This window comes from Kitasatospora sp. NPDC088783, assembly GCF_044750705.1.
GTDB classification, from domain to species: Bacteria; Actinomycetota; Actinomycetes; order Streptomycetales; family Streptomycetaceae; genus Kitasatospora; species Kitasatospora fiedleri.
The window spans coordinates 198,014-223,534 of the sequence record NZ_JBIVKJ010000011.1 but is presented as its reverse complement, the minus strand read 5'-3'; the positions used below and the strand labels follow the sequence as shown (position 1 = coordinate 223,534).

The 25,521-nt window shown below is 73.5% G+C and carries 22 protein-coding genes and 1 tRNA gene; 3 read left to right on the top strand and 20 right to left on the bottom strand.

Translation table 11 applies throughout. From position 1 onward, the window contains the following. Positions 1-90: 90 nt before the first annotated feature. The 13 genes from hpnH to ACIP60_RS27855 all read right to left on the bottom strand — a co-directional run bounded on the left by hpnH (position 91) and on the right by ACIP60_RS27855 (position 13,886). Entirely contained in the window at positions 91-1,116 is a 1,026-nt protein-coding gene (gene hpnH, locus ACIP60_RS27915) for an adenosyl-hopene transferase HpnH (RefSeq protein WP_100835518.1), read from the bottom strand. A 3-nt stretch (positions 1,117-1,119) separates the two neighbouring features. Beyond that, entirely contained in the window at positions 1,120-1,788 is a 669-nt protein-coding gene (locus ACIP60_RS27910; protein ID WP_400689127.1) for a 1-hydroxy-2-methyl-2-butenyl 4-diphosphate reductase, read from the bottom strand. A 73-nt stretch (positions 1,789-1,861) separates the two neighbouring features. Next, positions 1,862-3,820, bottom strand: a complete 1,959-nt coding sequence (shc, locus tag ACIP60_RS27905; RefSeq protein ID WP_400689124.1) for a squalene--hopene cyclase — start codon at positions 3,818-3,820, stop codon at positions 1,862-1,864. A 7-nt stretch (positions 3,821-3,827) separates the two neighbouring features. Beyond that, positions 3,828-4,901 carry a polyprenyl synthetase family protein gene (locus ACIP60_RS27900; protein WP_400689121.1) on the bottom strand — a complete coding sequence of 358 codons (1,074 nt, stop codon included), beginning with the start codon at positions 4,899-4,901 and terminating at the stop codon, positions 3,828-3,830. Between the two features lie 86 nt (positions 4,902-4,987). Then, on the bottom strand, positions 4,988-6,385 hold the full coding sequence (hpnE, locus tag ACIP60_RS27895) for a hydroxysqualene dehydroxylase HpnE (RefSeq protein ID WP_400689118.1): 1,398 nt from the start codon (positions 6,383-6,385) through the stop codon (positions 4,988-4,990). Between the two features lie 94 nt (positions 6,386-6,479). Continuing rightward, positions 6,480-7,337: a presqualene diphosphate synthase HpnD gene (gene hpnD / locus ACIP60_RS27890; RefSeq protein WP_400689285.1), complete on the bottom strand. Its 858-nt coding sequence runs from the start codon at positions 7,335-7,337 to the stop codon at positions 6,480-6,482. A gap of 41 nt (positions 7,338-7,378) precedes the next feature. Then, the gene (gene hpnC / locus ACIP60_RS27885; protein ID WP_400689115.1) at positions 7,379-8,305 is read right to left on the bottom strand and encodes a squalene synthase HpnC; all 927 of its coding nucleotides are present in this window, start codon (positions 8,303-8,305) and stop codon (positions 7,379-7,381) included. Between the two features lie 186 nt (positions 8,306-8,491). Next, a complete protein-coding gene (locus ACIP60_RS27880; RefSeq protein ID WP_100835525.1) occupies positions 8,492-9,307 on the bottom strand; it encodes an ABC transporter ATP-binding protein in 816 nt (271 codons plus the stop codon). Next, positions 9,300-10,271: an ABC transporter permease gene (locus ACIP60_RS27875; RefSeq protein WP_400689111.1), complete on the bottom strand. Its 972-nt coding sequence runs from the start codon at positions 10,269-10,271 to the stop codon at positions 9,300-9,302. Before ACIP60_RS27875 ends, ACIP60_RS27880 begins: the two co-directional genes overlap by 8 nt. A gap of 121 nt (positions 10,272-10,392) precedes the next feature. After that, positions 10,393-11,238: a glycosyltransferase gene (locus ACIP60_RS27870; protein ID WP_100838383.1), complete on the bottom strand. Its 846-nt coding sequence runs from the start codon at positions 11,236-11,238 to the stop codon at positions 10,393-10,395. 35 nt (positions 11,239-11,273) lie between these two features. After that, complete coding sequence (locus ACIP60_RS27865) at positions 11,274-12,011, bottom strand: CDP-alcohol phosphatidyltransferase family protein (RefSeq protein WP_400689281.1); 738 nt, start codon at positions 12,009-12,011, stop codon at positions 11,274-11,276. Between the two features lie 70 nt (positions 12,012-12,081). Further along, on the bottom strand, positions 12,082-13,143 hold the full coding sequence (locus ACIP60_RS27860; protein ID WP_100835528.1) for an iron-containing alcohol dehydrogenase family protein: 1,062 nt from the start codon (positions 13,141-13,143) through the stop codon (positions 12,082-12,084). Then, complete coding sequence (locus ACIP60_RS27855) at positions 13,131-13,886, bottom strand: sugar phosphate nucleotidyltransferase (RefSeq protein ID WP_400689107.1); 756 nt, start codon at positions 13,884-13,886, stop codon at positions 13,131-13,133. Before ACIP60_RS27855 ends, ACIP60_RS27860 begins: the two co-directional genes overlap by 13 nt. Positions 13,887-14,347: 461 nt before the next feature. On the opposite strand from ACIP60_RS27855, the gene idi reads away from it, so the two are divergent. Next, on the top strand, positions 14,348-14,959 hold the full coding sequence (gene idi, locus ACIP60_RS27850) for an isopentenyl-diphosphate Delta-isomerase (RefSeq protein WP_400689104.1): 612 nt from the start codon (positions 14,348-14,350) through the stop codon (positions 14,957-14,959). Positions 14,960-15,011: 52 nt separating this feature from the next. On the opposite strand, the gene ACIP60_RS27845 is transcribed toward idi, so the two are convergent. Continuing rightward, entirely contained in the window at positions 15,012-15,554 is a 543-nt protein-coding gene (locus tag ACIP60_RS27845; RefSeq protein WP_400689101.1) for an ATP-binding protein, read from the bottom strand. A 454-nt stretch (positions 15,555-16,008) separates the two neighbouring features. Here ACIP60_RS27845 and ACIP60_RS27840 point away from each other — a divergent pair. Then, positions 16,009-16,096: transfer RNA gene (locus ACIP60_RS27840), tRNA-Leu, on the top strand. 86 nt (positions 16,097-16,182) lie between these two features. Here ACIP60_RS27840 and ACIP60_RS27835 read toward each other — a convergent pair. The 4 genes from ACIP60_RS27835 to ACIP60_RS27820 form a co-directional block, all read right to left on the bottom strand. Further along, positions 16,183-16,458, bottom strand: a complete 276-nt coding sequence (locus tag ACIP60_RS27835) for a hypothetical protein (RefSeq protein ID WP_100835531.1) — start codon at positions 16,456-16,458, stop codon at positions 16,183-16,185. Positions 16,459-16,582: 124 nt separating this feature from the next. After that, a complete protein-coding gene (locus ACIP60_RS27830) occupies positions 16,583-17,341 on the bottom strand; it encodes an SDR family NAD(P)-dependent oxidoreductase (protein WP_400689098.1) in 759 nt (252 codons plus the stop codon). Then, complete coding sequence (locus ACIP60_RS27825; RefSeq protein WP_400689095.1) at positions 17,338-18,801, bottom strand: DHA2 family efflux MFS transporter permease subunit; 1,464 nt, start codon at positions 18,799-18,801, stop codon at positions 17,338-17,340. The genes ACIP60_RS27830 and ACIP60_RS27825 overlap by 4 nt, the downstream gene beginning before the upstream one ends. Positions 18,802-18,863: 62 nt before the next feature. Beyond that, on the bottom strand, positions 18,864-19,949 hold the full coding sequence (locus ACIP60_RS27820) for a ferritin-like domain-containing protein (RefSeq protein ID WP_282205262.1): 1,086 nt from the start codon (positions 19,947-19,949) through the stop codon (positions 18,864-18,866). A gap of 239 nt (positions 19,950-20,188) precedes the next feature. Between ACIP60_RS27820 and ACIP60_RS27815 the strand changes: the two genes are divergently transcribed. Beyond that, a complete protein-coding gene (locus ACIP60_RS27815; protein ID WP_400689092.1) occupies positions 20,189-23,110 on the top strand; it encodes a LuxR C-terminal-related transcriptional regulator in 2,922 nt (973 codons plus the stop codon). A 127-nt stretch (positions 23,111-23,237) separates the two neighbouring features. On the opposite strand, the gene ACIP60_RS27810 is transcribed toward ACIP60_RS27815, so the two are convergent. Together ACIP60_RS27810 and ACIP60_RS27805 are read right to left on the bottom strand one after the other, a co-directional pair. Then, positions 23,238-24,896 (bottom strand): acyl-CoA carboxylase subunit beta, encoded by a 1,659-nt coding sequence (locus tag ACIP60_RS27810; RefSeq protein ID WP_400689089.1) that lies wholly within the window; start codon positions 24,894-24,896, stop codon positions 23,238-23,240. After that, entirely contained in the window at positions 24,893-25,510 is a 618-nt protein-coding gene (locus ACIP60_RS27805) for an NADPH-dependent FMN reductase (protein ID WP_400689086.1), read from the bottom strand. The genes ACIP60_RS27810 and ACIP60_RS27805 overlap by 4 nt, the downstream gene beginning before the upstream one ends. Positions 25,511-25,521: the final 11 nt, after the last annotated feature.

The window sequence follows — 25,521 nt, the reverse complement described above, 5'->3', positions numbered from 1 at the left end:
ACTGTCGGTGTCCAGCCTGCGGCCCGGCGGTCGCGGTCGCCTGTCGGCGTGGGCCGCCCGCGCGGGCGCGGGCGGCCGGCTGACGGCCGGTCAGACCGCCTTGGGCGAGGCGAGCGTCTCGCGGGCGGCGCGGATCGACTCCTTGAGCGAGCCCATGGTGGCGAGCACCGCGGTCGGCTCGTAGCCGCAGTGGGCCATGCAGTTGTCGCAGCGCGGGTCGCGGCCGCGGCCGTACTTGTCCCAGTCGGTCTTCTCGATCAGTTCGCGGTAGGTGGGGACGTAGCCGTCCGACATCAGGTAGCAGGGGCGCTGCCAGCCGAACAGCGAGTAGTTGGGGATGCCCCAGGCGGTGCACTCGAAGTCGACCTTGCCCTCCAGGAAGTCCAGGAAGAGCGGGCTGTGGTTGAGCCGCCAGCGCCGCCGGTTGCCGCCGGCGAACGCCTTGCGGAACAGCTCGCGGGTCTGCTCGACGCCGAGGAAGTGCTCCTGGTCGGGGGCCTTCTCGTAGGCGTAGGCCGGGGAGATCATCATCTCGTCGACCTTGAGGTCGTCGTTGAGGAAGTCCAGCACCTCGACCACGGTCTGCGCGGTGTCGGTGTTGAAGAAGGTCGAGTTGGTGGTGACCCGGAAGCCCCGCCGCTTGGCCTCCTTGATCGCCTCGACCGCCTCCGCGAACGTCCCCTCCTTGGCCACCGAGGCGTCGTGCCGCTCCTCCAGGCCGTCGATGTGGACGGCGAAGGTGAAGTACGGCGAAGGGGTGAACTTCTCGAGCTTCTTGCGCAGCAGCAGGGCGTTGGTGCACAGGAAGACGTACTTGCGGCGGGCCACCAGCTGGCGGACGATCTCGTCGATCTGGGGGTGCATCAGCGGCTCGCCGCCGGCGATGGAGACCATCGGGGCCCCGCACTCCAGGACCGCGCCGACCGCCTGGGCGACCGGCATCCGCTGCTTGAGGACGCCCGCGGGGTGCTGGATCTTCCCGCAGCCCTCGCACTTGAGGTTGCAGGCGAACAGCGGCTCCAGCTCGACGATGAGCGGGAACTTCTTCCGGCCCCTGATCTTCTGCTGCATGAGGTAGGTGGACACGCGGACGGTCTGGCGCAGCGGCATGGCCATGGCTTAGCTCGCCTCCTGGGGGAGCGTCGAGGGCTGTGGGTTCGTCGGCTGGGCGGGCGCGGCAACGGCCTGCCGGTGCCACGCGGTGAGGGCGGGGACGGCGGCGCGCAGGGTCCGCCAGGCCCGCACCCCGGCGGGCAGGGTGCCGGGGCGGATCAGTTCCCGCTCGGGGGTGTCGACCACCACCCGCAGCACGGCCGCGGGCAGGTCGGGGGCGTGCGCGGCCCGGGCGGCCAGTACGGCGGCGGCCTCCATGTCGACGGCGAGCGCGCCCTCGCGGTGCAGCCGGGCCCGTTCGGCGCCGCGCACCACGTGGTCGGCGGTGCGGTGGGTGCCGAGGTGGACCCGCAGGCCGGCCTCCTCCAGGGCGGTGGCCAGCGCGGGCGCGGAGGCCAGCGGGTGGTCGCCGCCCTCGGCGTCGGTGACCCGGTCGGCGACGATCACCTCGCCGGGGCGCACCCCGGGCCCGAGCGCGGCGCCGAACCCGGCGACCAGCAGCGCGCCGTAGCCGCCGGCGTCGAGCAGGGCGGCGGCCCGTCGCCCGGCGGTCCGGCGGCCCATGCCGGTGCGGGCCAGCACCGGGGGGCCGCCGACCGCGCCGGACCAGTCACCGCCGCGCAGCGCCCAGGCTTCGGGCCCGAGCGCGCACAGCACCAGCAGCGGGGCGCTCACGCGTCCGCCCCGGTCTCGTCGGGCGGGCGCTCCGCGCCCGCGGTCCCTTCGATGATGGGCTCACTCCGTTCGCTCATCGTTCACCCGCTCGGCCGAGCGGGGCGTCGTGCACGTAGCGGCCGAGCGCGGTGACCGGGAAGACCAGCCGGTACAGGTGGTAGTTGATGGAGAAGTCCCAGGGGAAGCCGGTGCCGGTGAACTGTGGTTCGTCCCACGTCCCGTCGCCGCGCTGGGTGGCGGTGAGCCAGGCGACGCCGCGGGCGACCGGCTCGGAGTCGCGCTCGCCGGCCGCGAGCAGCGCCATCAGCGCCCAGGCGGTCTGCGAGGCGGTGGACTCGCCGCGGCCGGCCCAGGTGGCCGGGTCCTCGTAGGAGCGCATGTCCTCGCCCCAGCCCCCGTCCGGGTTCTGCCGGTCGGTCAGCCAGGCGACGGCGCGCCGGACGGCGGGGTGGCCGGGGGTGATCCCGGCGGCGATCAGCGCGGGCACCACCGAGCCGGTGCCGTAGATGTAGTTGGTGCCCCAGCGGCCGAACCAGGAGCCGTCCGCCTCCTGGTGGCGCAGCAGCCAGGCGACGCCGCGCCGGGTGCGCGGGTCCCGGGCGCGGCCGGTCTCGGCGAGCATCTCCACCACGTGCGCGGTGACGTCCGCCGAGGGCGGGTCGATGACCTCGCCGAAGTCGCAGAACGGGAGCTTGTTGGGGAGCTTGCTGGTGTTGTCGGCGTCGAAGGCCCCCCAGGCGCCGTCCTTGGACTGCATGCCGAGGTTCCAGCGGACGGCCCGCTCGACGGCGCCGTCCAGCCGGGCGGCGTCGGGGTGGTCGATCCGGCGCAGCGCGAGGACCACCTCGGCGGTGTCGTCCACGTCCGGGTAGGTGTCGTTCTCGAACTCGAAGGCCCAGCCGCCGGGGGCCAGCCGGGGGCGCTTGACGGCCCAGTCGCCGCGGGTGGTGATCTCCTCGTCGAGCATCCAGCCGCCGGCCCGGACCAGCGCGGGGTGGTCGCCGGGCAGTCCGGCGTCGCGCAGCGCGATGGCGGCCAGGCAGGTGTCCCAGACCGGGGACTGGCAGGCCTCCAGCCAGCGCTTGCCGTCCTCGGTGTGGACGGTGAAGGAGTCGAAGGCGGCGAGTCCGGCCTTCATCACCGGGTGGTCGAGCCGGTAGCCGAGCAGTCGCAGGGCGATCAGCGAGTAGACGGCGGGCGGCTGGATGCCGCCCCAGCAGCCGTCGGCCTCCTGCCGCTCGATGATCCAGGCGGCGGCCTGCCGCAGCGCCAGGCGGCGCACCGGCTTGATGGCGTGCCGGTGGTAGCGGTGCATCAGCTGGTCGAGCCGCTGGAACAGGCCGTCCCAGGTGTGCGGCGGGGCCAGCGGGCGCTCGGGGTACGGGTTCGCCGGGTCGGTGTGCAGCTCGGTGAGGTCGAACGGGGCGGGGCGGACCGGGCGGTGCGCGGAGACCACGGTGAGCGGGACGATGGTCTGCCGGGCCCACTGGCCGAAGGAGTAGATGTTCAGCGGCGCCCAGCTGGGCAGGAACAGCACCTCGGGCGGCAGCTCGGGGAGCTTCTCCCAGGGCCACCAGCCGAACAGGGCGAGCCAGATCCGGGTGAACACCCGGCTGGCGGCGATGCCGCCGCGCTCGCGGACGAAGGCGGCGGCGGCCCGCATGTGCGGGGCGTCCGGCGCGTCCCCGGCGAGCCGGAGGGCGACGTACGCCTCGACGGTGGTGGAGAGTTCGGGCGGGCCGCCGTGGAAGGTGGCCCAGGTGCCGTCCTCCCGCTGGCGGGAGCGGATCCAGGCCGCGGTGGCCCGGGTCTGCTCCTCGGTGCGGATGCCCAGGAACTCCCTGAGCAGCAGGTCTTCGGCGTCCATGGTGACGTTGGTCTCCAGGTCGCCCTTCCACCAGCCGTCGGCGTGCTGGAGTGACAGCAGGTGTGCGGTGGCACGGCTGAGCGCCGCCGCGGGTGAGGAATCGTCAGATCGTGTTAAGGCAACTGAGGTTTGGGGTCCGAGCCTTCCACCCGCGGTTGCTGTCACTCTTACGTCACCTCTCTCTGACCACCACGAATTCGGCGAGTGCGACGAAGTGCTCGCGCACCTCGTCGGCCATCGACACCTCGCCGAGGGCGGCGAGGGCGGTGTCGTACTGGCGGCGGGCCTCTTCCTGGGTCCAGGCCCGTCCGCCGGCCTGCTCGATCAGCGCGGCGCGGGCGGCGAGCGTCTGCTCGCTCTCCTCGCCGCGGCCGGTCGGGTCGGCCAGCTGTGCGGCCAGCTCGCGGGAGGCGGTGCCCCCCTCGGCCAGCGCGGCGCACACCGGCAGCGACTTCTTGCGCGACTGGAGGTCGCTCCAGTGCGGCTTGCCGGTCACTTCGGTGGCGCCCCAGATGCCCAGCAGGTCGTCCACCGCCTGGAACGCCAGGCCCAGGTGGTGGCCGTACCGCTGGAGCGCGCCGGAGACCCGGTCGTCGGCCCCGGCCAGCACGGCGCCGATCGCGGCCGAGGCCGCCAGCAGGGCGCCGGTCTTGCCGCCCTCCATGGCCAGGCACTCCTCGACCGTCACGACGTCGCGCTGCTCGAACGAGACGTCCAGCGCCTGGCCGTCGATCAGCCCCCGGGTGGCGGTGGTGATCAGCCGGACCGCGCGGGCGGCGTCGGCCGGGTCGGCCCCGCCGGTCACCGCGGCGTCCAGCAGGACCTCGGTGCCGAGGGTGGCCAGCGCGTCGCCGGCCAGCACGGCCTGGGCCGGGCCGAACACCGTCCAGGCGGTGGCCCGGTGCCTGCGCGTCTCGTCACCGTCCATCAGATCATCATGGAGCAGCGAGAAGTTGTGCACCAGCTCCACCGACACGCCGCCCGGTACGCCCACCCGCGCGTCGGCGCCCACCGCCTCGGCCGACAGCAGGGCCAGCGCCGGGCGCACGGCCTTGCCGCCGTCGCCCGCGGCCGGCCGGCCGTCCCGGTCGATCCAGCCGAAGTGGTAGGCGGCGACGGTGTCCATCGGTGCCGCCAAACGGGCGATGGCCGCGCGCATCGGCGGCGTGCAGAGCGTGCGTCCGCGCGCCAGCAGGTCCAGGACGGTCGGGGTGTCCTCGACCGTCGAGCCGGTGCGTGCCTCCACGTGCGTTCCCTCTCGGTGCGTCCGCCCGGCCGCGGCGGGCGGCCGTCCGGTTGTGGTGTCGGTGGTCGGGGAGTGGGGGCTCGGCGTCATCGGGGCCACCGCCCGTCCCCCCGGTCTACCGGGAGCCGGCCGTGGCCGGACAGGGCGGCGTCGGCGGCGGCGTGGCCGCTGCGCACCGCGCCCTCCATGGTGGCTGGCCAGCCGGTGGCCGTCCAGGACCCGGCGAGCAGGACGCCGGGCAGGTCGGTGCGCGCGCCGGGGCGCAGCCGGGCGGTGCCGGGCGCCGGGTCGAAGGTGGCGGTGCGCTCCCGGGTGACGAAGAAGTCCAGCACCCCGGCGCCGCGGGCCGCGGGCAGCAGCCGCTCCAGCTCCGGCAGGTAGCGGGCGCGCAGCTCGGCGACCGGCAGGTCGATCTCGTCCTCGGCGGCGGACTGCGAGAGCGCCAGGTACTGGGCGCCGGGGACGGCCAGGCCGGAGTGCCGGGTGCGGTCGAAGACGAACTGCACCGGGGAGCCGAGCGCCGCGAAGAACGGGCGGCGGATCAGCGGCCGGTCGTAGACCACGTGCACGTTGAGGATCGGGGCGGTGCCGAAGTCGGCCAGCCGCCGCTGGTCGGGGATCGCGCCGGGCAGCAGCAGGGCGGCCGCGGTGTCCTGGGCGCCGGCCAGTACCACGGTGTCCGCGGTGAGCAGTTCGCCGCCCTCCAGCCGGACGGCGTGCGGTTCGGCGGCCTTCAGCTCGGCGGCCCGGGTGCGCAGCAGCACCCGGACGCCGGCCCGCTCCAGCTCGGCCAGCGCCCGGTCGTGGTGGATCTCGCCGAGCGGGACGGCGGCGGTGCCGATGTCGGCGGCGCCGGGGTCGGAGAGCAGGCCGGTCTGGAACACCGTCGCGGCCAGCGCCATCGAGGTGCGGTCGGCGGTGGCGTTCAGGGTGGCCACGCCGACCAGGTCCCAGACGGCGGCCACGGTGGCCGGGGTCTGGCCGTGCCGGCGCAGCCAGTCGCCGAAGGAGACGTCGTCCAGCGCCGGGTCGGTGAGGTCGAGCTTCTGCAGGGCGAGCGCGCCGCGCACCACCCGCAGCCGGTCGGCCGGGCTCAGGTGGCGGTAGGTGGCCAGGCTGCCGGCCAGGTGCAGCGGGACGGGCAGGTCGGCGCGGCGCAGCCGGCCCAGGGTGCGGGTGCCGTCGGGGGCGAGGGCGAGCACCGGGACGTCCAGCCGGGGCTGGATCTCGACCAGCCGGCCGGCGCCGAGCCGGTCGACCAGGCCGCGGTAGGCGGTGCAGCAGCGCAGGTAGACGTGCTGGCCGTTGTCCACGGTCAGTTCGCCGCGCTTGAAGGAGAAGGCCAGGCCGCCGAGCCGGGGCCGGGCCTCCAGCAGGGTGGTGCGCACGCCCGCGTCGGCCAGGCGGAGGGCGGCGGTGATCCCGGCCAGGCCGCCGCCGACCACCACGGCGGTGCGCTCGCGCGGCGCTGTCGGCGTGCTCATCGGCCCTCCCGGACGGCAGTGGACGGTGGGCACAACAACGTGCGCATGCGTCGTGATTCCCTGTTGACACAGCGTGACAGAACTGGCGCGAGAATCAAGAACGCCCTCCGGCGAGCCCGGACAGTGCCACGTACGCCTTCTCCCAGCCGGGCAGCGAGACCCGGCCGCGGAGCACCGAGTGCGGGTCGGCGGCGATCCGGCCGAGCAGGCGGTGGTAGATGCCGGCCATCGCGGCGGTGGCGGCGCGGCTGCGGCGGTCGAGCATCGGCAGCAGCCGCAGGCCCTCCTCGAAGGCGCGCTGGGCGCGTTCGGCCTCGAAGGCGACCAGGCCGGTGAAGTCGGCGTCGGCCGGGAGGGCGGCCGGGGCGAAGCCCGCCCGGCAGCCGAACCGGTCCAGGTCCTCGGTGGGCAGGTAGGTGCGGCCGTTCAGGGCGTCCTCGCGCAGGTCGCGCAGGATGTTGGTGAGCTGCAGGGCCAGGCCCAGGGTGTCGGCGTACTCGGCGCCGCGCTCCCACTCGTCGCAGCCGTAGACGCCCAGCGAGAGGCGGCCGATCGAGCCGGCCACGCAGCGGCAGTAGACCTTGAGCTCGTCGTAGGTGCGGTACTCGACGCCCTTGAGGTCCATCTCGACGCCGTCGATCAGCTCGTCGAAGCCGTCGAGCGGGATCGGGAAGCGGCGGGCCGCGTCGGCCAGCGCGACCTTGATCGGGTCGGTGTCCTCCTCGGCGACGACGCCCGCCCGGACCTCGTCCAGCAGGGCGCGGGTGCGGGCCAGTGCCTCGGCCTTCTGCCCGTCGGGCAGTTCGCCGTCGCCGATGTCGTCGACCCGGCGGGCCAGCGCGTACAGCGCCGACATCGCCAGCCGCTTGGCCTCGGGCAGCAGCCGGATGCCGTAGCTGAAGTTGCGGGCCTGCAGGGCGGTGACCGCCTCGCAGTACCGGTACGCCGCCATGACCGGCGCGGACGCCAGTGGTGATGCCCCCACGCGGGCGCTCACCTTCCCTTCACGAAGAGTGCCGCCGCCCGGCCGGCCAGGCGGCGCTTGTCGGGCTTCGCCCGGTGCGCGAGCACGTCGAACCCGACCGCCTCGATGGCGTCCAGGGCCGCGTACCCGCCGGCGGTGAATCCCGCCAGCAGCAGTCGGAGCCTCCCGTGAACCGTACCCACCAGGGGCGCGCCGCGGTCGAGCAGGGTCCGGGCCCGGCTCGCCTCCCAGGCGACCAGCTGGCGCACGCCGCGGGAGGCGGTGTCGGCGGCGAGGTCGCGCTCGGTGACGCCGAAGGCCGCCAGGTCCTCCAGCGGGAGGTAGATCCGGCCGCGGTCGAGGTCCTCGGCGACGTCCTGGAGGTGCTCGACGATCTGCAGCGCGGTGCAGATCGCGTCGGACAGCTCGGTCCGCTCCGGGGTGGCCCGGCCGGCCAGCGCCAGCACCAGGCGGCCGACCGGGTCGGCGGAGAGCGTGCAGTAGTGGCGCAGGTCCGCGTAGCCGGGGTAGCGGGTGGTGGTCTGGTCCACCCGGTTGGCCTCGATCAGCCGGCGGAACGGCTCGGGGGTGACGGCGTGCCGCTCGATCAGCGGGACCAGCCGGCGCATCAGCGGGTGCCGGGGCTCGGCCGGGTCGGCGCCCAGGACGGTGCCGTGCGGGGACCGGTCGCCGCCGAGGGCGGTGGCGAAGGCGCGGTCGAGGTCGCGCTCCAGGCCGTCGAGCAGGGCGAGCCGGAAGCCCTCGTCCGCGGGCGTGCCCGGCACGTCCAGCAGCCGGGCGACGGCGGCCGGGTCGGCGAGGTCGCCGTCCCCCGCGTCGTCGACCAGGCGGGCGAAGCCGTAGACCGCCATCAGGTCGCCGCGCCAGGCGGCGGGCAGGAAGCCGGGGGCGACCGGGAAGTTCTCCAGGTCGGCCTTGTCCAGCGTCACCGCCATTGTCCGGTTATCTGACTTAGTTGCATCCGACACTGCCGTCACTCCCCCGTTCTACACCGGGCCGCACCGCCACCGCGCCACGGACACGCTTCCGCCACCGCGCCTTCACCCGCCGCACGGCGCAGGGCCGGTGCCCGGGGATCCGCTCCCCGCGCACCGGCCCTGCGCCGTGCGACCCGCCCCCGCTCAGGGGCGCTCGCCCTTCTCGTACCGGCGGACCACCTCGTCGGTGTGCCCGTCCATGATCAGCTCGCCGTGCTCGATCCAGATGGTGCGCTCGCAGACCTCGCGGATCGCGTTGTTGTCGTGGCTGACCAGGAAGACCGTGCCGGCCTCCTTGCGCAGCTCGTTGATCCGGGCCTTGGAGCGCTGCTGGAAGCCCTGGTCGCCGGTGGCGAGGGCCTCGTCGATCAGCAGCACGTCGTGGGTCTTCGCCGCCGCGATGGAGAACCGCAGGCGGGCGCCCATGCCGGAGGAGTACGTGCGCATCGGCAGCGAGATGAAGTCGCCCTTCTCGTTGATGCCCGAGAAGTCGACGATGTTCTGGTAGCGCTTGCGCACCTGGGCCGGGGACATGCCCATCGCCAGGCAGCCCAGCACCACGTTGCGCTCGCCGGTCAGGTCGTTCATCAGCGCCGCGTTGACGCCCAGCAGCGAGGGCTGGCCGTTGGTGTAGATGGCCCCCCGCTCGGTCGGCAGCAGGCCGGCGATGGCCGCCAGCATGGTCGACTTGCCGGAGCCGTTCGAGCCGATCAGGCCGATCGCCTCGCCCTTGTACGCGGTGAAGCTGATGCCGCGCACCGCGTGCACCTCGCGGATCGAGGGCGACTTCTTGCGGGTGATGATCCGGCTCAGCGCCGAGGTGGCGCTGCCCTTGCCGGAACCGGCGCCGTGCACCTTGTAGACGATGTGCACGTCGTCCACCACCACGGTGGGGACCCGGGCCTTGTCGGTGTCCACCGCGGTGGCCTCCTTGACGGTGTCGAGAGCTGCGTCAGCCACGGCCGTACTCCTCCTCTGCCTTCCAGAAGAACAGGAAACCGACGGCGAAGGCGACGACCGCCCAGGTGGTGGCCATGATCCAGATGTGGTCGGGCAGGATCAGCGCCTTCGGCAGCGCGTTGCCGTGGGCGTCCCAGCCGCCCGGGTAGAGCTTCTTGTCGAAGCTCTCGGGCATGAAGGCGTAGCGGATCAGGTCCATGTAGACCACGGCCGGGTTCCACGAGTAGAGCGTCTGCCAGAACGGCGGCCACTTCTCGATGAAGCTCGACACGCTGTACATCACGCCGGAGACGTACATCCAGGTGCGCAGCAGGAACGGCATCAGCTGCGAGATGTCGGAGGTCTTGGAGCCGATCCGGGCCATCACCAGGGCCAGACCGGTGTTGAACATCGACTGGAGCACCAGCGCCGGGATGATCAGCAGCCAGGTCGTGCCCGGGGTGATGCCGTTCAGCAGCACGATGACGACCAGCACCACCATCGAGATCAGCAACTGCTGGAGCTGGATGATGGTGAAGGCGATCGGCAGGCTGGCGCGCGGGAAGTGCAGCGCCCGGATCAGGCCCAGGTTGTCGGAGATCGACCGGGTGCCGGCCTGGATCGCGCTCTGCGAGAACTGGAAGATGAAGACGCCGATGCAGAGCCAGGCGATGTAGTTCGGGACGGTGTCCCGGTTGCTCATGATCAGGCCGAAGACCAGGTAGAACACCGCGCAGTTCAGCAGCGGGGTGAGCACCTGCCAGACCTGGCCGAGCTTCGCCGTGGTGTACTGCGCGACCAGCCGGGCGGTGGCGAACGCGCTGATGAAGGCGCGGCGGGCCCAGAGCTGGCGGACGTACTGGGACAGGCTCGGCCGCTTGCCGCTGACGGACAACCCGTACTTGTCCGCGAGCTGCTTCGGGGTCAGACCCGTGTCGGAACCCCTTGGTGCGGAGAGGTTGACCGGGTCACTCAGTGTCGACACATTCGTCCTTCAGGGGTCGAAATCCCCCGCCGAGGGGGGCGGGGCGGGGGACCGGGGTGTACCACGGGAGCTCTGGTGCGCTCGCGGCCGGACCGGGGGAAGGCGGACCGACCGGTTGCGATCAGATGATTGGCGGTCTGCCGAGCCTGGTCAAGCGCCAGACGGTGGACCACTTCATCGGCCGGCGCGGGCCGCAGGGCTCGCTCCAACCGGCCCGGAACCCGCCGAGCCACGCCTTCAGCGCCGCCCCGGAGGGACGCCTGAGCACGGTCAGCAGGAACCAGGTTCCCAAGTAGAGAGGCACCAGCGGGGCCGGAAGGTTCCGCCGGGCCAGCCAGACCCGGTTGCGGGCCACGTTGTGGAAGTACGCGGCGTGCCGGGCCGGGGAGGTCGCCGGGTGGTGCAGGACCACGTCCGGGCGGTAGTCGATCGACCAGCCGGCGTCCAGCGCCCGCCAGGCCAGGTCGGTCTCCTCGTGGGCGTAGAAGAACTCCGCGGGCAGCTGGCCGGCCTGCGGGAAGACCGCGCTGCGCACCGCGCTGGCGCCGCCCAGGAAGGTGGTCACCCGGGAGCCGTGCATCGGGTCGCTGGCCCGCAGCCGGGGCACGTGGCGGCGCTGGGTGGTGCCGGTCTCCGGGTCGGCGATCCGGAACGAGACGATGCCCAGCGCCGGGTCGGCGGTGAACGCCTCGCGCAGCAGCTTCGCCGAGTCGGTGTTCGGCAGCAGGCCGTCGTCGTCCAGGAAGAGCACCGCGTCGACGTCCCGGCCGTCCGGGCCGAACAGCTCGATGCCGACGTTGCGGCCGCCCGGGATGCCGAGGTTCTCGGGCAGCTCGACGCTGCGCACGCCCTCGGGCAGGACCGGCAGCGGGGCGCCGTTGCCGACCACCGCGAGCTCCACCGGCGGGCCCTGCTGGGCGCGCACCGACTCGATCAGGGCGTTCAGCTCGGCGGGCCGGTTGCCCATCGTGATGATGACCGCGCCGAGGCGGAAGTCGTCGCTCACCGCAGCCTGCTGGAGAGCACGATGGACAGCAGGTGCAGGACGGTCTGGAGCACCGCGATGGCGGCCAGCACCACGACGGCGAGCCGGGTGAAGAACAGGTCGCCGCGGACCGCGTCGGCGATGCCGGCGGCCAGGATGAACAGCGACGCCTCGACCGCGCCGACCAGGCGGTGGAACTTGAGCAGCGAGGCGGCCCGGCGGGCCCTGGCGACCGCGGTCGAGCGCGGCACCGAGGCGCTGTCCTCGACGGCGGTCAGGCCGGAGCGGGCCCGGGCCACGTCCACCAGGTCGGTCTCGGACTTGATCAGGATCGCGCCGAGCGCGGCCAGCGTGCCCAGGAAGGCCCACTGCCAGGCGGCGTGCGCGCCCTCGCGGTGGAACAGGTCGGCGGCCCGCAGGCCCAGGCCGGTGAGCAGCGCGGCCTCGGACATGTAGTGGCCGACCCGGTCCAGGTAGACGCCGGTCAGCGAGGTCTGCCGGCGCCAGCGGGCCACCTCGCCGTCCACGCAGTCCAGCAGCAGGTAGACCTGGATCAGCAGGGCGCCGAGGACCGCGCCGGTCAGGCCCGGGACCAGCAGGGCGACGCCGGCCAGGATGCCGGTGAGCATCATCAGGTAGGTCAGGCCGTTGGGCGTGATCACCGTGAAGGTCGACAGGACCCGGGTGATCCGCAGCGAGATCCGCCGCATGTAGAGGCGGCCCGCCCAGTGCTCCGCGCTGCGGCGCTGCAGCATGCCCTCGGGGTGGATCACCGCCCGCAGTTCCTCGATCGACGGGCGCCGGGTGAGGTCGACCGGCGGGCGTTCAGCTGTTGACGGCTTGGACATAGTCGGCGTACGCGTCCCTGATGTCTGTGACGGAGAGGTCGAGGTGTTCGAGGATGGTGAAGCGCCCCGGTCTGGTGTTCGGAGCGTAGTGCACCGCTTCGGTGAACTCCGCCTCGGTGAAGCCGAGCTGATCGGCGGTCACCGGCAGGCCGTGGAAGCGCAGGCGCTCCACGATCAGTCCGGACAGGTCCCGCTCGCCCCGCAGGTGGCAGGCGAAGGCCGCGCCGAGGCCGACCTGTTCGCCGTGCTGGCCGGGTCGCTTGGGGTGCAGCTCGACCAGGGCGTGCGAGATCTCGTGGCAGGCGCCCGAGCTGGGCCGGGTGCTGCCCGCGATGTTCATCGCGATGCCGGACAGTACCAGGGCTTCCGCCAGCGTCGTCAGCAGGTCCGGGTCCTCCAGGGTGCCCGGGTGCCGGAGCAGGTTCTCGCCGGCCGAACGGGCCATCGCCACGGCCAGTCCGTCGACCGGTTCGCCGGTGACCGCGTGCGAGAGCTCCCAGTCCGCGCAGGCGGAGATGTTGGAGACCGCGTCGCCGATCCCGCCCGCCACGAACCGCTTCGGGGCCTTGGCGATCACGTCCAGGTCGACGATGATGCCGATCGGGCTGGGCACCCCGTAGGAGCCGCGCCCGGCGTCGTTGTCCAGGGTGGAGACCGGGGAGCACAGGCCGTCGTGGGCCAGGTTGGTGGCGACCGCGACCACCGGCAGGCCGACCCGCGCCGCGGCGTACTTCGCCACGTCGATGATCTTGCCGCCGCCGAGGCCGACCAGCGCGTCGTAGTGGCCGCGGCGGATCTCGTCGGTCAGCCGCACCGCGCTGTCCAGGGTGCCGTCGGCGACCCGGTACCAGTCGGCGCCGGGCAGCGCCGGCTCCAGGCGCTCGCGCAGCAGCTCGCCGGAGCCGCCGCTGATCGCCACCGCGATCCGGCCGCCGGCCGACAGCCGCTGGTCGGCGAGGATGCCGCCGAGCGAGTCCAGGGCGCCCGCGCGGATCTCCACGAAGACCGGCGAGGGCACCAGGCGGGTCAGTACCGGCACGCGATCTCCCGGGCCTTGGCGAGGTCCTCGTGGTTGTCGACCTCGACCCAGGAGACCTCGCCGATCGGCTGCACGTCGACGGTCAGGCCGCGGTCGACCATCTCCTGGTAGCCGTCCTCGTAGTACAGCTGCGGGTCGCGCTCGTAGACCGCCTTCAGCGCGTCGGCCAGGGCGTCGGCGGCGGACGGGTTGATCACGGTGACGCCGATGTACTCGCCGGTGGCGTCCAGCGGGTCCATCAGCTTGGTGATCCGGCGCACCCCCAGCTCGGGGTCGACGACGACCTTCATCTCCTCGTCGGCGAGCTTCTTCACGGTGTCCAGCGCGAGCAGGATGCCGGGGGCCCGGCCCTCCTTGATCCGGCGGTCGTTGCCGTCCAGCATGGTGCGCTGCACCGAGGCCGGGTGCACGGTGTCGCCGTTGGCCAGCAGCAGGCCCTCGGCGAACAGCTCGCGGGCGCACCAGAGCGAGTAGGCGTTGTTCCACTCCTCGGCCTTGTCGTTCTCGACCAGGGTGAGCTTGACGCCGTACCTGCGCTCCAGCGCCTCCCGGCGCTCGCGGACCGCCTCCTGGCGGTAGCCCACCACGATCGCCGCCTCGCGCAGGCCGACCTCGGCGAAGTTCCCCAGCGTCAGGTCGAGCACCGTCCGCTCCCCGTCCACCGGCACCAGCGCCTTGGGCAGGGTGTCGGTGTAGGGGCGGAGCCGGCGGCCGGCGCCGGCGGCCAGGACGAGGCCGATCATGCGGGACTCCACGTTCTCTCGGGTGCCGCGGGCGCCGATCCGGACCGGTCGTTCCGGATCGGTCGGTGCCGTGCGGGCCTGGTGCGGCCGCGGCTGCGGCGCGCCGAGCGGGCGGCCGCTGCGGGCCGCCCGGTGTCACTGATGGTAGGCGACCTCGGCGACCTGCCAGAACGCGGGCCCGCACGGCGCCGGTGATCGTTCGGGGGAGATCGGTGAACGTCCGGTGACCGGGGTGGACCGCCGGTCGAACACTTCTGCCGGTGGTCCCGTCCTCCCGCCCCGGGGTGTGCGTCGCGGGCCCGCGACGGGTGGGGCATGCGGCAGACTTGGGCCCCGACGCCGTCGCCCGGACCGGCCGGTCCGGGCCGACGCGCGTGCAGCCGACCCCAAGGACCGGGGCGGGCAGCCGCGGACCGCACGGCCCGGGCGGCGGCCCCGGTCCACGTGCCGAAAGGGGCATTGTGCCCATGAGCCCTGCCGTCAGCCCGACCGAGCCCCTCTCGCCGGAACTGGCCCCCCCGCCCTCGGCCGCGCCCGGCGAGATCCTGCTGGAACTGGTCGACGACGACGGCGCGACCATCGGGACCGGCGAGAAGCTCTGGGCGCACCAGCAGCCGGGCCGGCTGCACCGGGCGTTCTCGGTCTTCCTCTTCGACCGCCAGGGCCGGCTGCTGCTCCAGCGCCGGGCCCTCGGCAAGTACCACTCCCCCGGCGTCTGGTCGAACACCTGCTGCGGCCACCCCTACCCGGGCGAGCAGCCCTTCACCGCCGCCGCCCGCCGCACCGCGGAGGAGCTGGGCGCCGCGCCGGCCCTGCTCTGCGAGGCGGGCACCGTCCGCTACGACCTGCCCGACGAGGCGTCCGGGCTGATCGAGCGGGAGTGGAACCACCTGTTCGTCGGGCTGGTCACCGCCGAGCTGGAGCCGGACCCGGAGGAGATCGAGGACACCCGGTTCGTGACCGCGGCGGAGCTGCGCGAGCTGCGGGCCGAGAAGCCGTTCTCGGTGTGGTTCGAGACGGTCTTCGAGGCCGCGCTGCCGGGCATCCGGGAGATCGCCGGGCACGACTGGTAGGAGCGGCCCTCCCGGCCCTCCCGGTCCGGTCCCGTCCGGTCCGGTGGTCGTCTCAGTTGTCGTCGTCGTCGGGGTCGGCCTCCGGGCCCGCCCCGGCGGCGGGCAGCGGCAGGCTGGCCCAGATCACCTTGCCGCCGTCCTCGGTGCGCTCCACGTCGCACTCCCCGCCCGCCTGCAGGGTGATGCTCTTGACCAGCAGCAGCCCGCGCCCGCCCGGCCGGGCCGGGTCGTTCTCCTGCGCCTTGGGGCGGTACGGGTGGCGGTCGACCACCGAGATCCGCACCCGGTCCGCGCCGATGGCCAGCTCGCACACCACCTCGGGCGAGAGCACCGCCGCGTGCGTGACGGCGTTGGAGACCAGCTCGGAGACGATCAGCAGCAGGTCGTCCACCAGCTCCTGGTAGCGCTCCCCCGCCATCCCCTGGGCCAGCAGCCGGTCGCGCACCGCGTGCCGGGTGCGCGGCACCGACGCCTCGTGGGAGAGCGCCGAGAAGCGCCACACCCCGGTCTCCGGGCCCGGCGCGGGCCGGGGACCGGGCGCGCGGCCCGGCCACCAGCTCGCGGCGTCGGGGACCGCCTTGTCCGTCTGTTCCACTGCATGCCGCCCTTCACGCGGTGACGGGAGGCTCCCGCGCCGGGGTCCGACCGGCGGCGGCTGTCGGGAATCGGGCGTTCCGCTCAAGGCTCCCTGGTGCACAGAGGCTAGGAGAGCACTCCCCGGCGACCCGCACCGGGACTGGAACTACGCGTGTCGTGAAGGTTCCCGACCGATTCGGTACGCGTTCTGCGCCGTCCTGGCCGGTCCCGTCCCGCCACGGGCCCACTGTTGCCGCCAGAACGCCCGTCCGAAATCGCCCGCGCCCCCGCCCACCAGCGCAATCGCCCGCCGGACCACCGCCTCGCCGCCCGGCTTGTCCGGTTCCGCCCCGTTCGCCGCGCGGCGGCCGTCCCGGCACCCTAAAACGCAGGTGAGAAGCACTCCCCGGGCCTGGTAGTGTTCTCTCTGTCGCCAGGGGGCAGCCGCGAGGAAGCCCCGAGGTGAACACCCGGTCCGGGTGGCGGAATGGCAGACGCGCTAGCTTGAGGTGCTAGTGCCCTTTATCGGGCGTGGGGGTTCAAGTCCCCCCTCGGACACCAGCGAAGACCCCTGTTGATCAGGGGTCTTCTTGCTTTTCCGGGTGGTGACGGCCGGGCCGGCCACCGGTCGGTGGCCGGCCCGGCCGTCACCAGTCGTCGTCCCTGGTGGGTACGCCGCCCACTTCGAGCCAGAGGTACTCCCGGCCCTGGGTCCTGCGGTGTCCGAAGCGGTCGCCCTTGGCGAGGACGCCGAGGACGGCCGTGGTCGACTCGCGGTCGTCGGTTCCGCGGACGCGGACGGCCACTCGGACCGCGCCGCCCCCGGTCCAGGTCACCGAGGGGCGTTCCCCCAGCAACGTGCTTAATTCTGCGGCGAGTTCACCGGCTTTCGCCCGTGCCGCCCGCAACTCCTCGTCAGCCACAGACGTGCATCGTAGGGGTTGGGGAGGGGCGGCAGCACCTGTCGGGCGGACGGTGGTGGACGGCCGGGGCCGGTGTCCGGGGCGGGGGTCGGAGCCGCCGCTCCGGACACCGGGGGGTGGCCGTTCACCAGGGGATGGGGCCGCCCTCGGTGAGGAAGGAGCGGTCGGGGAGTTCGTCGGCCGGGGCGGTGGCCAGGCTCAGGACGGCGGCGGCGCCCTCCTCGACGGTCCTGGTGCCGGTGTGGTTGTTCATGTCGGTGGCGACGAAGCCCGGGGAGACCGCGTGGACGGTGACGCCGCTGTCGCGGAGGGCGGCCGCGTAGAGCACGGTGGCCATGTTCAGGCCGGCCTTGGAGACGTTGTAGGGGAGCAGGTCGGGGCGGCCGGGCGCGGTGCCGGGGCCGGTGCGGGCGAAGGTGGCGAGCGAGCTGGTCAGGTTGACCACCCGGCCGGACGCCTTGCGCAGCAGCGGGAGCAGGGCCTGGGTGACCGCGAACGGGCCGACCAGGTTGGTCTCCAGGACGGCGCGCAGGTCGTCGACGGTCAGGTCCTCGACCGGGCGCAGGGTGCCGCGCGGGATGCCGGTGATGCCGGCGTTGTTGACCAGCAGGTCGAGCCGGTCGGACTCGGCGGCGACCGTCCCGGCGGCGGCCCGGACCGAGTCGTGGTCGGTGACGTCGAGCCGCAGCGGGCGGACGTCGCCGGCGGCGGCCAGTTCGGCGGCCGTCCGCCGGCCGCGCTCCTCGTCGCGGGCGGCGGCGAACACGGTGTAACCGCGTTCGGCCAGCTGCCGGGCGATCTCCCGGCCCAGGCCGCGGGTCGCGCCGGTGACCAGGGCCACCGGCGCGACCGCGCCGCTCGGACCGCCGGGGGCGGTCGTCACCGGGCGCCCTCCTTGGCCTTGTCACCGGCGGGCGCGGCCGGGGCGGCGGGGGCCGGGGCGGCCGGCGGGGTCAGTTTCAGCCAGATGAAGCTGACCACCAGGGCCAGGGCGACCACCACGGTGCAGAAGATGTAGACGTTGCGGTAGGAGTCCAGGGTGTGGCCGCCGTCCGCGGTGGCGCTGTTCTGCATGATGACGGCGAGGGCGGCGATGCCGAGGGCGCCGCCGAACTGCCGGGAGGTGGTGTTGACGCCGCTGCCGACCGCGAACTTGGTCGGCGGGGCGGAGAACGCGGCGGCGCTGGAGGTGCCCATGGTGGTGGCGCCCATGCCGATGCCGACGATGAAGCCGGCCGGCAGCCAGAGCGCGAGGAAGGCGGCGTGGCTGGTGAGGCCGAAGATCATCAGGAAGCCGCAGGCCAGGATCGCCACCAGGCCGAGCAGGGTGACGCCGCGCGGGCCGCCGATCTTCGGGGCGATCTTGCCCATGTTGAGGGCCGCGACGGAGGCGAAGATGGCGCCGGGGGTCATCGCCAGGCCGGCCTCCATCTCGGAGTACTGCCACAGGTCGGTGATGTAGAGCACGCCGACCAGCAGCCACGGGTACTGGGCCATGCCGTAGAGCAGCGAGACCACGTTGGTGGCGGCGAAGCCCCCGTTGCGGAACAGCGGCATCTCGACGGCGGGCACCGGGTGGCTGGTGGAGCGCAGCAGCGCCAGGGCGAGGGCGGCCAGGCCGGCCACCAGCACCACGACGGTCTTGACGGACAGCCAGCCCCAGGTCACGCCCTCGGTGACGCCGAGGGTGAGCAGGCCGACGCCGACCGCCATCAGCACGGTGCCCAGCGGGTCGGGCAGCCGGGAGCCCTCCGGGCGGGGGGCCGGGGCGAGCAGGCGCAGCGCCGAGACGGTGAGCAGGATGCCGAAGGGCAGGTTGATGTAGAACACCGAGCGCCAGCCGAGCTGGTCGACCAGGATGCCGCCGACGGTCGGGCCGACGGCGGCGGCCAGCGCGGAGGCCGCGCTCCACAGGCCGATCGACTTGACCCGGCCGTCGGCCGGGCCGTCGAGCAGCAGGATGGCGAGCGAGGCGGGGATCATCGCCGCCGCACCGATGCCCTGGAGCATCCGCATGCCGATCAGCACCGGGATGTTCGGGGCGAGGGCGCAGAGCAGCGAGGCGACGGTGAAGGCGCCGATGCCGAAGACGAACAGGCGGCGTCGGCCGAGCACGTCGGCGAGCCGGCCCGCGGGGGCCAGCAGCGCGGCGAACATGACCGCGTACCCGGTGATGACCCAGGAGAGCTGTGTCAGCGACGCGGCCGGGAAGTCGTGGTGGAGCTTGGGAACGGCCAGGTTGGTGACGGTCGAGTCGAGCATCGCGAGGAAGGTTCCTCCCGACGCCGTCAGGGTCACCAGCCGGTACTCCCGCGCGGTGCGGGTGGGTGCGGGCGTCGTCACTGCTTGGTACTCCTGTGTCGTGGACGCGGGCGGGGCGGTCGGCCCCCGGGGGTGGCGCGCGGTCAGTCCTCTTCGCGCGCACCGAGCTTGATGGCCTGTTCGACCTGGAGGATGCGGGCCCGGTCGAGGTCGCCGGCGATCTTCTCGTCCTGTTCCATCAGCGACTCGATGTCGTGGTTCTCGTAGCCGATGATGCCGATGTCGGCGAAGGTCGCCCGCATCTTGTCGCCGAACAGGCCGATGTCCTTGAGGGTCGGCACTATGCGGGAGAACAGGTGGCTCTGGAAGGTCTTGAAGTGCACCGAGTTCTTCATGAACTCCATGCACTCGTCGGCGTCGACGTCGAGGTTGCGCCAGACCTCCTCGCCGATGAACCGCTGCCGCATCAGGTGGCAGGCCTCGGTGCAGAACTCCTCGCGCTCGGCCCGCTCGGCGGAGGTGAGGTGCGGGTAGTAGTCGCGCAGCGCGAGCCGGCCGAAGGCGACGTGGCGGGCCTCGTCCTGCATGACGTAGGTGTTGAGGGCCTGGGCGAGCGGCTCGGTGGCGGTGTCGCGGATCAGGCCGAAGGCGGCCAGCGCGAGGCCCTCGATCAGCACCTGCATGCCGAGGTAGGTCATGTCCCAACGGGAGTCGGAGATGACGTCGTTCAGCAGGGCCTTGAGGCCGGGGTTGATCGGGTAGGCGAGCTGGAGCTTCTCGCGCAGGTAGCGGGAGTAGACCTCGACGTGCCGGGCCTCGTCCATCACCTGGGTCGCCGCGTAGAACTTGGAGTCCAGGTCGGGCACGGTGTGGACGATCTTCGAGGAGCAGATCAGCGCGCCCTGCTCGCCGTGCAGGAACTGGGAGAACTGCCAGGCCGTCAAGTGGTGGCGCACGGTGCCGCGTTCGGCCTGGCTGAGCTTGTCCCAGACCCGGGAGCCGTAGATCGCGATGGTCTGCTCCGGGACGCCCATCGGGTCGTTGACGTCGACCTCGATGGACCAGTCGAGGCGGTCGGCGGCGTCCCACTGCTTCTGCTTGCCCTTCTCGTACAGGTTGAGCAGGCGGTCACGGCCTTCGTCGTACTCCCAGTCGAAGACCGTGGTGGCGCCACCGGGGACCTCCCACCTCGTCTGTTCGACCGGGAGTGCGTACATGCGAGTGCTCACGAGTTCCCCTCCAGGGAAAGGCTGGCCGGGCGGTCACGGCCGCGCTGCCGAGGGCAGCCCGAGTACGCGTCAAGTCTGGATCAACCCTGTGCGGCGGGGCAGTGGGGATTACCCTGGGGTACGGAGTTCCCGGGTCCGGTGAACCCTGGGGTTCCCTCCCGTGCCGGAGGTGCGGACCGCCGGAACGGACCGGGAGGCGCTCGATCGACGTGGCCGAAACGACCTACGGGGAGAGTCGTATGAGCAGCACAGGGAACGATCACCGGCGCCGACGAACCAACGTCGGTCGGTCGGTGGCCGGGGCGGAGCCGGCACAGGCCCGGAACGGCGGTCCCCTGGTGGGGCGCGGCCGGGTGCTGGAGGCGCTGGGCGGGGCGTTGGACCGGCTGCTGGCCCGGGGGGGCACGGCCCTGGTCAAGGTGACCGGCGACGCCGGCGTGGGCCGGAGCACGGTGCTGGGCGAGTTCTCCCGGACCGCCCGCGCCGCGGAGGCCGTGGTGCTCAGTTTCCGTACCGCGGAGGAGCGTTCGGAGATCCCGCTGGGCACCTTCGCGGAGGGCATGACCGGGCTGGAGGAGCTGCCCGGGCTCTCCGGGGTCTCGGGCGGCCAGGTGGTGCGCAGGTCGCTGGACGCCTACCCGCCGGGCCCGCTGGTCCTGGTGATGGACGACCTGCACATGGCCGACCCGCAGTCCGTCGAGACCCTGGCCGACCTGTTACGGCACCCGCCCCGGCCGTCGACGCTGTTCGTCCTCGGGTACCGCGACCGGCAGAACACCGGCGCGCTGCTGCGGGCCCTGGGCGGCCGGGCCAAGGAGATGCCGGTCGAGCACCTCCACCTGGAACCGCTGCTGGAGCAGGACTACGACGAACTGCTGGCCGGGGTGGCCACCTCGGTCACCCGCCGCCGGCTGCACCGGGAGAGCGGCGGCAACCCCGAGTACCTGAAGGTGCTGCTGGCCGAGCAGGCGGTCTCGACCGCCCCGCTGGACGGCGGCCTGACCCCGCAGCCGTCCCGCTCGGACTGCTACGCGGCCTTCGACAAGGAGATCGCCCCGCTGGCCCCGGAGACCCGCGGCGTGGCGGAGACCGCGGCGGTGCTGGGCGACGAGTTCGAGGTGGGCCTGGTCGCCGAGCTGCTCGGCCTGTCGTCGGCGACGGTGCTGATGGCGATCGGCGAGCTGATCCGGCGCGACCTGATCCGGCCGGTCGTCCCCGGCCAGTACTTCGCCTTCCGGCACCCGGTGGTGCGCCGCTCGGTCTACCACAACAGCGAACTGAGCTGGCGGGTCGGCATGCACGGCCGGGCCGACGCGGCGCTGTGCGCCCGCGGGGCGTCCGCGATGGAGCGGGCCCCGCACGTCGAGCAGTGCACCGCCTACGGCGACCAGGAGGCGATCGGCCTGCTGGAGAGCGCCGCCCGGGCCGTCTCGCTGGACGACCCGGACGCCACCTGCGCCTGGCTCACCACCGCGCTGCACGCGCTGCCGCAGGGGCCCGGGCACGACCCGCAGCGGGGCCGGCTGATGCTGCAACTGGCCGAGGCGCAGGCGCTGTCCGGGCGGCTGCTGGACTCCCGCCACCTGATGCACCAGGCCCTGGAGATGCTCCCCACCGGGGACCTGGCCGAGCACGCCGTCGCGGTCGCCTCGGTCGCCAAGGTGCAGCGGCTGCTGGGCCGCCCGGAGGAGACCGCCGCGCTGCTGCACCGCGAGCTGGAGGCGCTCGGCGAGGAGGTCACCCCGGCCTGCGCGATGCTCAAGTTCGAGGTGTCCACCGGGCTGCTGCACCGCGGCGACCCGGACGGCGCCTACCGGGCCGCCGAGGAGGTGCTGACCATCGCCGCCCAGCTCCGGCACCGGCCGTTGCAGGCCTCCGCGCTGGGCGTGATGGCGATGGCCGCCAGCGCGGTCGGCCGGCCGGCGCCCGCGCTGGACCACCACGCGAGCGCCACCGCGACGCTGGACAGCATGCTGGACAGCGAGTTGGCGCAGAGCCTGGACGCCACCGTGTGGATCGGCTGGAGCGGCGTGCTGCTGGAGCGCTGGAACGACGCGCTGCGGCACTTCCACAAGGGTGCCGAGTTCGCCACCCGGTCCGGTTCGCGGCTGTTCCTGCCGCACCTGCTGGCCGGGCAGGCGTACGTGCTGTGCGAGCGGGCCCGGCTGGCCGAGGCGCGCTCCACCGCGGAGCACGCGGTGTACCTGGCCGAGCTGTCCGGCAGCCCGGAGGCGCTGGTCAACTCGTACGCGATCCTGGCGTACGTGGACATCGCGCAGGGCCGCCGGGTGGAGGCGCTGACCAGTGCCGGCAAGGCCACCGTGCAGCCGCCCCGGTCGGCGGGCGGGTGGAAGGAGATGATGGCGCTGCGGGCGCTGTCCGAGGCGAAGCTGCTGAACGGGGACGCCGAGAGCTGCCTGGCGCTGATCGCGAAGGCCGGCGGGCCCGACCTGCCGCAGGCCGACGCGGGCAGCCGGGTCGCCTGGTACGAGCTGCTGACCCGGGCCGAGCTGGCCCTGGGGCAGCCCGAGGCGGCCCGGGTCTGGGCCGACCGGGCCTGGGCGGCGGCGGCCCGGCTGGACAAGCCCGGCCGCTACGCGTTGGCCGAACTCGCCCGCGCGCACGTGCTGTTGGCCCGTCAGCGGGAGGACGCGGTGCCGACCGCGCAGCAGGCCGTGCAGGGCCTGGAGCTGGCCGGCCGGTCGTTGGACGCGCTGCGGGCCCGGGTGGTGCTGGGGGCGGCGCTGTGGCAGCAGGGCCGGCACGAGGAGGCCGGGCGGGAGCTGAAGTCCGCCGAGTCGGCGCTGAACCAGCTCGGCGCCCCGGTGCTGGCCCGGGCCGCCCGTTCGGAGCGCCGCCGGCTGGCGGCCGGGGCGCCCCGGACCAGACCGGGCGACTCAGAGCGGACGGTCACCGCGCTGACCGGCCGGGAGCGCCAGATCGCCGGGCTGCTCGGCGACGGCCTGACCAACCGTCAGATCGCCAAGTGCCTGCACATCTCCGAGAAGACCGTGGAGATGCACCTGTCCAACGTCTTCGCGAAGCTGGGCGTGGCCAACCGGGCGGCGGTCTCGGCGATCATCACTCGCGAACGGCTGGAGGGGGATCCGGTGCCCGTGGACCGGCCCCGGGTCGGGACCTCCTCCGGGGACCGGGCCTAGCGCACCGGGCGGCAGGCCGGCGATCTGCTGGATGAAGGTCTCCAGTCTGGCGTTCAGGGCCTGTTCGGCACGGCGCCGTGCCGAACAGGCCCGCTGCTTCCTCCGCGGCTCGCCCACAACTCCCCCCTCAGAGCGGAATGTTGCTGTGCTTCTTGTACGGCGGCGCCATTCGCTTGGTGCGCAGTGCGCGCAGGGCCTTGATGACCGAGACCCTGGTCTCGGACGGGGTGATCACGTCGTCGATGCAGCCGTGCTCGGCGGCCACGTACGGGCTGATGACGGTCCGTTCGTACTCCTCGGTGAGTTCGCGGCGGGCCGCCTCCGGGTCGTCGGCGGCGGCGATCCGCTGGTGGAACAGCACGTCGACGCCGCCGCGGGCGCCCATCACGCCGATCTCGGCGGTGGGCCAGGCCAGGCACAGGTCGGCGCCGAGCTCCTTGGAGCCCATCACCGCGTAGCCGCCGCCGTAGGCCCGGCGGACGATCACGGTGACCTTGGGGACGGTCGACTCGATGTAGGCGAAGCCCAGTTTGGCACCGCGCCGGATGATGCCGGCGTACTCCTGCACGGTGCCGGGCAGGAAGCCGGGCACGTCGACCAGGGTGAGGATCGGCAGGTTGAAGGCGTCGCAGAAGCGGACGAAGCGGGCCGCCTTCTCGGCCGCGTCGATGTCCAGCGAACCGGCCAGGAACTTGGGCTGGTTGGCGACCACGCCGATGCTGCGGCCCTCGATCCGGGCGAAGCCGCACAGGATGTTCGGGGCGAACTCCGGGTGCACCTCCAGCAGTTCGCCGTCGTCGAGGATCCGGTCGAGCACCTCGGCCATGTCGTACGCCTGCTCCACCGCGTCCGGCATCACGGCGTCCAGCTCCAGGTCGGCGGCGGTCACCTCCGACACCTCGGGGGCCGGGAAGACCGGCGGGTCCACGCAGTTGTTGCTCGGCAGGAAGGAGAGCAGCTCCTTGACGTAGAGGAGGGCGTCCTCCTCGTCGGTGGCCATGTAGTGGGCGTTTCCGGTGCGGCGGGCGTGCACGGCGGCGCCGCCGAGCTCCTCCAGGCCGACGCTCTCGCCGGTCACCGAGCGGATCACGTCCGGGCCGGTGACGAACATGTGCGAGGTCCGCTCGACCATCACCACGAAGTCGGTGGCGGCCGGGGTGTAGACCGCGCCGCCCGCGCAGACGCCCATGATCACCGAGATCTGCGGGATCACCCCGGAGGCGGTCACCACCCGGCGGGCCACCTGGCCGTAGGCGGCCAGCGCGAGCACGCCCTCCTGGAGCCGGGCCCCGCTGGAGTCGTTGATGCCGACCACCGGGCAGCCGGTCTGCAGGGCCAGGTCGAGCAGCTTGCCGACCTTGACGCCGAACATCTCGCCGACGCTGCCGTTGTGCGAGGTGACGTCCTGGGCGTAGACGCAGATCGGGCGGCCGTCGACGGTGCCCGTCCCGGTGACCACGCCGTCGCCCGCCGGGCGGTTGGCCTCCAGGCCGAAGTTGGTGGAGCGGTGGCGCACCAGCGGGTCGGTCTCCAGGAAGGAGCCGGGGTCGAGCAGCAGCTCGATCCGCTCCCGGGCGGTGAACTTGCCCAGCGCCCGGCGGCGGCGGGCGGCCCGCGGCGAGCCGGGGCGGCGGGCCTCCTCGCGGCGGGCCAGGTGCTCGGCGATCCGCTGCGCGGTGGTCGGCCGCCCGGCGGGGGCGGCGGCGGGGGCGGTGACGGCGGGCGCGGCGGGTGCGGCGGCGGCCGGGGTCTCGGTCGCCGCCGGGGCCGCGGTCTCGGTGCTCATCGGGCGGCTCCCGCCGCGGCCCGGGGGGCGAAGGAGCGGCCGAGCGCGAACTCGGCGACCTGGCGGCCGACCAGGGCGAGCTGTTCGAGGCAGCGCCGGTCGGCCTCGGTGCCGTCGTCGCGCAGCTTCTGCTCGGCCGAGTTGACGGTGATGCCGAGCGGGGTGGGCCAGCCGCGCAGGGCGTGCACGGTGGCCCGCAGCGAGGCCAGGGTGCCGCCGCCGGTCTGCCAGCCGGCCGCGGTGACCACGCAGCCGACCGCCCGGCCGTCCAGGTAGGGGCGCGGGTCGTGGCGCAGTTCCTCCAGGTGGTCGAGGGCGTTCTTGACCAGGGCGGCGACCCCGCCGTGGTAGCTCGGGCTGGCCAGCACGAAGCCGTCGGCCCGGGCCACCTGGTCGAGGAACTCCCGGGTGGCGGCGGTGGGTTCGCCGCGGCCGGGGACGAACACCGGCAGTCGGCCGAGGTCCTCGCCGCCGAACATCCGCACCTCGGCGCCGGCCCGGGCGGCGCCGTCCAGCGCGAGGCGCAGCGCGCGCTCGGTCGTCGAGTCCGGTCTGCCGGTGCCTCCGATGCCGATCACCAGCGGTGGCCGGGGCGCGGCCGTCCAGTCAACCATCTGCTCGTCTC